Here is an 8,676-nt window from a genome sequence, read left to right as displayed (position 1 = left end):
TGTTGATATTATTGAAGTTCTAAGAATCAAATTCGACAAGCTTAAATTACTTAAACCAGATATACCTCAATTGGCTCTATCTCTTAAATTTTAACCGGACAGTACTGGGCCGAAACCAAAGCAGAACAGAGTCTTTCGTCTTCTCACTGCAAGTTCCTAACCGGACATTGTTGGTCTTGCCCGAAAGAACCCAAAAAAATGCCGGGCGAACACAAGGTTCGCCCCTACGAAAGGCAAGCCCTTCTGTCGGGCACGGCGCGCCGTGCCCCTTTTCTTTTTTCTCTTGGTCACGACCAAGAGCCAGAAGCCCTGAAGGGTTATTTGCAGTAGACAACAAAAGGCTCTGCTGAATCAATCCAGTATAGAAAAAGCCGGGCAAGCGTGGAGCCTGCCCGGCCTTCCTTTTTTCCTCTCTCAAAGCCTCTGAAAACGGCAATCAGCCGTTCAGCACGTCATCCACGCTCTGCATGAAATCCCTTTTCAGGCTCGCCAGCCGCTCCGCAGCCGCCAGCTTGGCCGCGGCGACCGGGCCGCCCTCCTCCACCTGGCGCACCGCGGTGAAATAGAATTTCACTTTCGGCTCCGTGCCGCTGGGCCGCAGTGTCACCCGGCAGCCGTCCGCCAGGTAGAACATCAGCACGTTGGCCCTGGGCAGGTGCGTGCGCTGTACATGGCCGCTGGTCAGCTCACGGCGCTCGCCGCTCAAGAGGTCCCAGCAGCCGGTGACCGCGCTGCCAGAGATGGCTTTGGGGGTGCTTTCACGGAAATGCTTGAGCAGGCCAACGATCTTGCCCGCCCCCTCGATGCCCTTGAGCGTGAGCGAGGCGGCGCTCTCCAAATAGACCCCGTAGGCGCGGTAGATTTCGTCCAGGTAATCACCCAGGGTCATGTCGCGGCTCATGCACCAGGCCGCGATCTCGGCTATGGTCTGCGAGGCCACCACCGAGTCCTTGTCGCGGGCGTGGGTGCCCACCAGGTAACCGTAGCTTTCCTCTCCGCCGAACACGTAGGTGCGGCCCTTGCCCTCCAGCTCGAACAGGTGGATCTGCTCTCCGATGTACTTGAACCCGGTGAGAGTGTCCACGATCTCGGCCTCGAAACTGGTGGCTATGGCGCGCTGCAGCTCGGTGGTCACGATGGTCTTGACCACTACCGGGCGCTCGGGCAGGGTGCCGTGGGCGTGGCGCTGGCTCAGGACATAGTGGCAGAGCAGGGAGCCGATCTGGTTGCCGTTGAGCAGCTCGAAAACTCCGCTGGAGTTGCGGAAAGCCAGGCCCATGCGGTCGGCGTCCGGGTCGGTGCCCAGCACCAGGTGCGCTCCGCTGGCCTCGGCGCGCTGGATCGCCAGGGTGAGGGCTTCCTTTTCCTCGGGGTTGGGGCTTTTTACCGTGGGGAACTCGCCATCCGGAATGCGCTGACTCTCCAGCACCTCGACCCGCTTGAGGCCCATGCGCTCCAGGGCCTTGGGGACCATGGTCACTCCGGCGCCGTGCAGCGGGGTATAGACAACGCTCAGACGGTCGGCCACGCTGCGGATCACCTTCGGCTGGATCACCTGGGTGTGCACCGCCGCCAGGAAAGCCTCATCCACCTCCGGCCCCAGCCAGACCAGCAGGCCCTTGCTCTCGGCCTCCTCCCGGCTGATACGTTTCACCTCGGACAGCGAGCCGATGGCCCGCACCTCGGCGATTATGCCCTCATCGTGCGGGGGCACGATCTGGCCGCCGTCGCTCCAGCAGACCTTGTAGCCGTTGTACTCGGGCGGGTTGTGGCTGGCGGTGATCACCACGCCCGCGGTGGCCTTGAGGTAGCGCACGGCGAACGAAAGCACCGGGGTGGGACGCAGCTCGGGGAACAGGTAGGCCTTGATCCCGTTGCCGGCCAGCACCAGGGCGGTCTCCAGGGAGAACAGGTCGCTCTTGCGGCGCGGGTCGTGGGCGATGGCGCAGGAGGGCGCGCTCGGGTTCTGCTTGAGGATGTAGTTGGCCAGGCCCTGGGTGGCGGTGCGCACCACGTACTCGTTCATCCGGTTGGTGCCCGCGCCGATCACCCCGCGCAGACCGGCCGTGCCGAATTCGAGGTCCATGTGGAAACGGTCGGTCAGCTCTTTCCAGTTCCCGCAGTCCCAGAGGGCCTTTATCTCGGCGCGGGCCTCTGCACCGAACTCCTCACTCATCCAGCGACGGGCGAGCTGTTCCACTCTGGGGTCGAGTTTTTCGGACATGATTTCCTTCCAGGTTCGATTCAATTTCGGATTTATGTGCCTGACGGGTCATCCCGGCCGGAAACGAACCCGGGCCGGACTTAGAATATACACATAATTTACTGTGTAATAAAGTATCTCAACCAACCGGGCCTCTCACCAGCCCGCGCGCGGCGGGCCGAAAGCCCGCAGTTGCGCGATCGGGTCGAGCGCGAGCGCCAGCTCGCGCAGGGAGTCGGCCTCCGCGGCCCGGCCCAGGCCCTCCAGGGCCGTTCCGGCCTTGAATGATTCGCGGGTGTAAGTCACCCCGGGCTGGGCTTTCACCTCCAGGTTGTCCGGGTAAGCGCGGACCCGCATGTAGTGGTCCAGGACGGCGGCGCAATCTTTCCGCTGCATGGCCGCATCCCCCAGGGCCAGGTTGGCCTCCACCCAGTAGCGTCGGTGGAAAGGACTGTGGCACGGTGGCGTTCCAGGAACGCCAGGCGCGCCTCGCGGCTCACCCCCAGGCGCTCCCGCACCGGGTCCAGTTCGGTGAGTGGCAGGGCCTGCGTGCTGTCGGCAGCCACCGCCGCCTCGTAGGCCGTGCGCGCACTGGCTGGGGAAACACAGGGCCGCGGAGGCTCCTCGGGCGCGGCTCAGAGCGTCCCGTGTCGCGGCGCTATCACCCTGCATGTGACGGCACCAGGCTAAATGATACAGAAGCAGAGGCGTGTCGCTTCCGCCCTCCATTTCGAGCGCCGCGGCGGCCTTGCCGTAAAGCCCGCAGCGGGCGTAACGCGCCGAGAGGCAGGCCAGGTAGAGGTTCGAGACACTGTAATAGGCGAAATCGTAGCCGGCGCGGGCCAGTTCGCTCTCGGCTTTATCAGCCTGCCCCAGGCCCAGGCGGGCCTGACCTAAGTAATAGCGCGCCGGGCCGGAAGTCCCGTCCCGGGCCAGGGCCTTCTCAAAGCAATCCGCCGCCGGTCCGAACTGCGCGCGTTTCAGCAGCATCACGCCCAAGGCCGTGTTGGCCCGGATATCTCCCGAATCACGCCGCAGCGACTCGCGGTAGCAGGCCTCGGCCAGCACAGGCGTTCCCGGAGCGGCATCCAGCACCCGGCGGCGCGGCCTTTTTCAAGGCGCAAACTGACCGCGCCCTCCAGGTTGGCGTAGTTCCACGCCCCGATCCCGCGCACCGGGAACCAGAAATGGCTGAAAGTCTTGGTCTCGCCGGGCTGCAGCCAGTGGAAATCGGGCTGGTTGTCGGAGTAGGCCCCGGCCTGGGGCTCCACCAGCGGGGCATCCCCGTCCGTGAGCACGCTCTCCCAGAGCCGCCCGGCGGGCGAGGTGCCGCAGTACCAGAGTTTCTTGCCCAGTACGATATTGTGGTCGGCCCAGTGGACCAGGCCGCCCTGTTCCTCCGGGCGCCAGGAACCCTGGAAATCCTCCTTCGAGTTCACGATGAAGTAGCTCGTGCCGCCGGGAGCGTTCGCCCAGCGCCGCAGGTCGACCCCGTTATCCAGCGGCCAATGGTAGAACTCGTGCTTGCCGTGGCCGGTGGCGATCTCACCCGGGATGACCGCCGTGAACTCCGGCGAGCCGCGCACCCCGGCATCCGCCCACCAGAGGAACGGCTTCGGCAGTGGGGTGCAGTTGGTCAGGCGCACGCGGGTCTCGATCCAGGTGCGGCCCGGGGGCATGTGTTGCCCACGGCCCAGCGCATGCCGCAGGTGCGCTCGACCTCGCCGGTCCAGACCACTTTGGAGCCGTCCGGGTTCTCGGTCACGCGCCAGTCCACCGGGCGGAACCCGGAGGGACGGTGGCCGTTGGGGAAATTCCACTCGATCCCCCCCGAAATCCAGGCCCCGGCCAGGCCGACCAGGGCGGGCTTGATCGTGCGCTGGTCCTGCAGGAAATGGTAGCCGCCCGCGCTCTTGTCGTAGGCGTCGTGCAGCCGCCCGCCGATCTCGGGCAGCACCAGGGCGCGCACGTACTCGTTCTCCAGCCAGAGACCGTGGTAGGAGCGCTCCCCTTTCTCCTCAGTCAGCTTGTCGAACATCGGGTAGGGGTAAATCGTCCCGCCGCGCACTTTCCAAACCGGCATGGCCTCGGGCGGGCCGAGCCGCCAGGTGGGGAAAGTCACCGGCTCCTCACGCACTGTCACCGCGGCGGGAAGAGTTGCGAATGTCAGCAGCAGAAGAAGGAACACCGGGCCAAGCAACTGTTTACCGCGTCGGGGGGATGGCATGGCGCTGTTCTCCGGTTGAATGAGTTGTCCGCTTTCGGGATGGGAATCCGCACCGAGGAACCTGCCGCAAAATCTAATCAGAGCGGCTGACCGCGGCAACAATCCACGCGGGCGGCTCACGAGGTCAAGCGGGTTGACTTATCGCTTACGCCTGCGTATATTACAGACCTGCTTATGCCAGTATAATCCGCAATGTCAATCTGCCGGCGTGGTGGAACTGGTAGACGCACGGGACTCAAAATCCCGCGGGGGCGACCCCATGACGGTTCGATCCCGTCCGCCGGCACCATATATGACGCGGCCTTCCGATAAGATGTTCGGGGGCCGCGTTTTGTTTTAGCACAATATTATCAACGTTGAATTACATACCTTCCGCTGCACCATCATTATGCTTGACAATTTATCATCCTATATTATCATTTGTCCATTGATCGAACCAATGCTTGCCGGCACGCACGACTATCCGGCGGACCGGGACACAGACACGCTTTCCGCTGTCCGGGCTGCGTCGGCTTGACCGTTGCAGCGTCCGCCGGGTGTCAAATTTGACGTACGATCCTCTCATCGCGCGCGAAAGGAGTCTGAATGCCGAAACTCGCTCTTCTTGGCGGAACTCCCGTGTCCTCCGCCGGATTCAGCATGAACTGGCCGCAGGTGGGCCCGGAGGACATCGGGGCGGTCTCCGCCGTGGTGGCCGGTGGGCGCTGGTGGCGTTTCGACGGCAGCGAGGTGGACAATTTCGAAAAGGAGTTCGGCCGCTTCACCGGCTCGCCCCACGTGCTGGGGGTGAACAACGGCACCGTGGCGCTGGAGGTGGCCCTGCGCGCCTGCGGCATCGAGGCCGGGGATGAGGTCATCGTGCCGTCGATCACTTTCATCGCCTCGGCCTCGGCCGTGCTGATGGTGCAGGGCGTGCCGGTGTTCGCTGACATCCTGCCCGGCACCTGCCAGATCGACCCGGCGGATGTGGAGCGCAAGATAACCGCCCGCACCCGGGCCATCGTGGCCGTGCATTTCGGCGGCTACCCCTCGGACATGGATTCGCTCTGCGCCATTGCCGCCCGTCACGGCCTCAAGCTGATCGAGGACTGCGCCCAGGCGGTGGGCACACTCTGGCGCGGCCGTCACGTGGGCAGCCTGGGCGATGCCGGCACGTTCAGCTTCCAGCAGTCCAAGACCCTTACCTGCGGCGAGGGCGGCGCTGTCACCACCGGCTCGGAGGAAATCTACAACCAGGCCTTCGCCTACCACCATATCGGGCGGGTGCTGGGCAGCGCCAAGTACGACCACACCTCCGTGGGGCCCAACTACCGGATGAACGAGCTTCAGGGCGCGCTGCTTCGCACCCAGCTGGCCAAGGTGCCGCGCCAGACCGAGGCCCGCATGCAGAACGCGGCTCTTCTGCGCCGCGGCCTGGAGAATATCCCGGGCCTCACCGCCCTGGACCCGGACACGCGGATCACCCGGCGCGGACACTACATGTTTATTATCTTATACGATGAGACAGTGTACGGCTGCGAGCGCGCCCGCTACATGGAGGCGATGAAAGCCGAGGGCGCCGAGCTGCTGCTGGGCAACAGCATCCCGGTTTACCGTCTGCCTGCGTTCCGCAACATGAGTTTCGGCCGCAAGGGCTGCCCGCTGACCTGCGGCCATTACAAAGGGAAAATGGACTATGCGAAGGTATTCTGCCCGGTGGCCGAGGAGCTGGGCTACAAGCGGATCATGGTCCTGGTCAACGAGTGCCTATTGCTGGAGAGCAACGTGCGCCTGTTCCTGGAGGCCGCACGCAAGGTCTACGACAACCGCGCCGAACTCGCCGGGCGCTGAAAGGGAAGGTGACAGATGGTTACAGCCAGACAGATCAACCAGCACCTGCTGAAGGGCTGCGAGTGGATCGGGCTGGACAAGACAGTCGACTCGTTCCGCTCCGGCGACCCCGACCGTCCGGTCAGCCGGGTGGCCGTGGGCTGGATGGCCACGATCTACGACCTGCGCCGCGCCGTGGAGCTGGGCTGCGAGCTGTTCGTGACCCACGAGCCGACTTTCTGGGAGCACTGGCCGCCGGAGGGCAAGTACCGCGACACGCCCGAGGGACGTCCCAAGGCCGAGTTGCTCGAAAAGAGCGGGATCGCCGTGCTGCGCTGCCATGACGCCTGGGACAAGTGGCCCGAAATCGGCATCCGCGACTCCTGGGCCCGAAGCCTGGGCCTGAGCAAGGAAGCCGGCGTCTCGCAGGACGGCTGGAGCGTGATGTACGAGATCGAGCCCACGCCGCTCAAGGCGTTCGCACGCCAGGTGCTGGAGCGGGTGAAACCGATCGGCCAGGACAGCGTGCAGGCGATGGGCGACCCGGAGATGATCGTCCGGCGGCCCTGTATAGGAGTGGGCTGCTACACTCCGGACCTGGACCTGATCGACCAGGGGGCCGACTGCCTGATCGGCAATTTCGACGGCGCCTGGTACTATTGGGAAAAGCGGGAGCGTTTCGTGGAGCGCGGCGTGGGCGTGCTCACAGTGGAGCACGGCTGCACCGAGCACTGGGGCATACAGAACCTGGCCGGGTACATCCGGAGCACCTGGCCCGAGCTGACCGTGCACTACCTGGACCTCTACCCGCGGCCCTGGACATTGGTATAAGGGAAAGCCGGGACAAGGATAATGAGCGTAGGGGCGGCCCCCCGTGGCCGCCCAAAACAGATAGGGCAGGCACAGGGGCCTGCCCCTACGAAAACTGCTTTTTGGAAGTATCGCTTATGAATTGAATCATATTGAACGCAAAATAGTTATAGTCAAATCCGGGCTTGAAAAAACGAGCGGCGTTCCGGGGCAACCGGGGCGCCGCTTTGTCATTTCATAAGCCAATTCCAACTCAGCGCCTGTAGGCCCTGTCCAGCGGCCGCAGACCTCTGTCCGCGGCGATCAGGTTGGTAAATCCGGCCTCGTAGAGCATAACCCGGCAGTCGTCCACATCCCGTCCGCGGTGATAGCTGGTGTCCTTTTCCGTGTCACGAGGATTGGCCCCGGTCTCGGCGTAGACCGCATTGGCCCCGGAGGTGAGGCCGATCAGGTTCGGCTCGTGGACAGCGATGTTGGTGGTCTCGCGGCACCCCAGGCTGGCCAGGGCGACCACAGCCACCACCTGAGCCAGCCGCAGCTCGGAAATCTGGCCGCGGCCGCTCAGCGGTGAGCCGGGAATGTAGACACGCCGCATGGCGGCATGCTGGAAACAGCCCAGCTCAATCCCCAAGAAAATCTGCTCCACCAGCTCGGCGGCGCTGTGCTCGGGCCCCACCGGCTCGCAACAGTAATACCAGTCCAACCCGGCGGCGCGGACAGCCTCGATGGTCCTGCGCCGTTGTTGCGGATCGAGTGCGGTGTCCTCACCTTCGCGCAGGCGGAGCACGTGATAAGCCCCGTTCACTCCGGCGGCGTGCAGTTCTTCGGCCTGAACACGGTCAAAATCGCCGACATTGACAACTATCTGCTGTTCCAGCGGCAGCCTTTCCCTCAACAGGTGCACTGTATCCAGGAGATGCCCGAAATCGAATGTGTGCATGGTCATCAGGAACAAGGCAAAAAGGTTGCCGCCAGCGGTGAAATCGAGCGCCCCAGCCAGGACCTCGGCCTGCGACATCTGGCTTGGGACAAACGCGGTGTGGCCCTCGCCGAAACTGCAGAACTTGCAGCCCCCTGGGCAGGCTTCGATCTCGACCCCGATCTGGCCCAGGATGATCGACGCGTTGCCAAAGCGACAGCGCGAGACCGTATCGGCCACCGCACGCAGGAAACCGGCCTCTGCCGAAACAGGCCGACACTCCAGCAGAACGCGGCATTCCTCTCGTGTTGGGGAGTGCCCGGCCTGGGACCGTTCGAGGATGTTCAGGATTTTCATGTCGGCTTTCACGGCCTGTTCCTTAATCCAGTATTCGATGCTACCAGTTGGACTCGGGGTATTACGGATGTAAACGCTCTTCCAGGATCTAAACCGGTCGGAATAAATCGGAGATTGCGGAACTGCCCCGACTTAAAAATGCTTCTCACACTGGGCCGGGTCGAAAGGCTTCTTCTCGCGCTCGATCCAGTAGGAGGGGGCGTCCTTGTCCCAGCCCAGCGACAGCGGCCGCTTGCCGAACAATCTCATCAGCAGTCCCACCGGGGTGAGCACCAGGTAGAACACCAGGATCAGAAGCAGCCGCGTGTTGAACCAGCCCAAAGCGTGGGCCAGCTTCATCCAGAGTTTCTG

Annotated in this window: 6 protein-coding genes, 1 tRNA gene and 1 pseudogene; 3 read left to right on the top strand and 5 right to left on the bottom strand. The window is 63.6% G+C overall.

Annotation, left to right across the window (positions count from 1 at the left end; all coding sequences use genetic code 11):
• Positions 1–436: 436 nt before the first annotated feature.
• The 3 genes and pseudogenes from LLH00_02415 to LLH00_02405 form a co-directional block, all read right to left on the bottom strand.
• Positions 437–2,224: a phospho-sugar mutase gene (locus LLH00_02415; protein ID MCE5270117.1), complete on the bottom strand. Its 1,788-nt coding sequence runs from the start codon at positions 2,222–2,224 to the stop codon at positions 437–439.
• Between the two features lie 135 nt (positions 2,225–2,359).
• Complete coding sequence (locus LLH00_02410) at positions 2,360–3,298, bottom strand: hypothetical protein (GenBank protein ID MCE5270116.1); 939 nt, start codon at positions 3,296–3,298, stop codon at positions 2,360–2,362.
• Positions 3,193–4,286, bottom strand: a pseudogene (locus LLH00_02405) (DUF5107 domain-containing protein). Before LLH00_02405 ends, LLH00_02410 begins: the two are co-directional and overlap by 106 nt.
• Positions 4,287–4,632: 346 nt before the next feature.
• On the opposite strand from LLH00_02405, the gene LLH00_02400 reads away from it, so the two are divergent.
• From LLH00_02400 to LLH00_02390, 3 genes are all read left to right on the top strand, one after another.
• Positions 4,633–4,719, top strand: a tRNA-Leu gene (locus LLH00_02400).
• A 296-nt stretch (positions 4,720–5,015) separates the two neighbouring features.
• Entirely contained in the window at positions 5,016–6,260 is a 1,245-nt protein-coding gene (locus LLH00_02395) for a DegT/DnrJ/EryC1/StrS family aminotransferase (GenBank protein ID MCE5270115.1), read from the top strand.
• Between the two features lie 15 nt (positions 6,261–6,275).
• Complete coding sequence (locus tag LLH00_02390) at positions 6,276–7,070, top strand: Nif3-like dinuclear metal center hexameric protein (protein ID MCE5270114.1); 795 nt, start codon at positions 6,276–6,278, stop codon at positions 7,068–7,070.
• A 232-nt stretch (positions 7,071–7,302) separates the two neighbouring features.
• On the opposite strand, the gene LLH00_02385 is transcribed toward LLH00_02390, so the two are convergent.
• Positions 7,303–8,337 (bottom strand): hypothetical protein, encoded by a 1,035-nt coding sequence (locus LLH00_02385; GenBank protein MCE5270113.1) that lies wholly within the window; start codon positions 8,335–8,337, stop codon positions 7,303–7,305.
• 120 nt (positions 8,338–8,457) lie between these two features.
• Positions 8,458–8,676 (bottom strand): SxtJ family membrane protein (locus LLH00_02380; GenBank protein MCE5270112.1); only part of this gene is annotated, 219 nt, incomplete at its 5' end.

The sequence above is a fragment of the bacterium genome, assembly GCA_021372515.1.
Classification (GTDB): domain Bacteria; phylum Gemmatimonadota; class Glassbacteria; order GWA2-58-10; family GWA2-58-10; genus JAJFUG01.
The sequence above is the reverse complement of the archived record's forward strand: the minus strand, read 5'-3'. Positions and strand labels throughout refer to the sequence as shown.

Excerpts from the sequence above, each read along its gene's own strand:
- LLH00_02415 (MCE5270117.1), bottom strand. The coding sequence starts at position 2,224 with ATGTCCGAAAAACTCGACCCCAGAGTGGAACAGCTCGCCCGTCGCTGG.
- LLH00_02395 (MCE5270115.1), top strand. The coding sequence starts at position 5,016 with ATGCCGAAACTCGCTCTTCTTGGCGGAACTCCCGTGTCCTCCGCCGGA.
- LLH00_02390 (MCE5270114.1), top strand. The coding sequence starts at position 6,276 with ATGGTTACAGCCAGACAGATCAACCAGCACCTGCTGAAGGGCTGCGAG.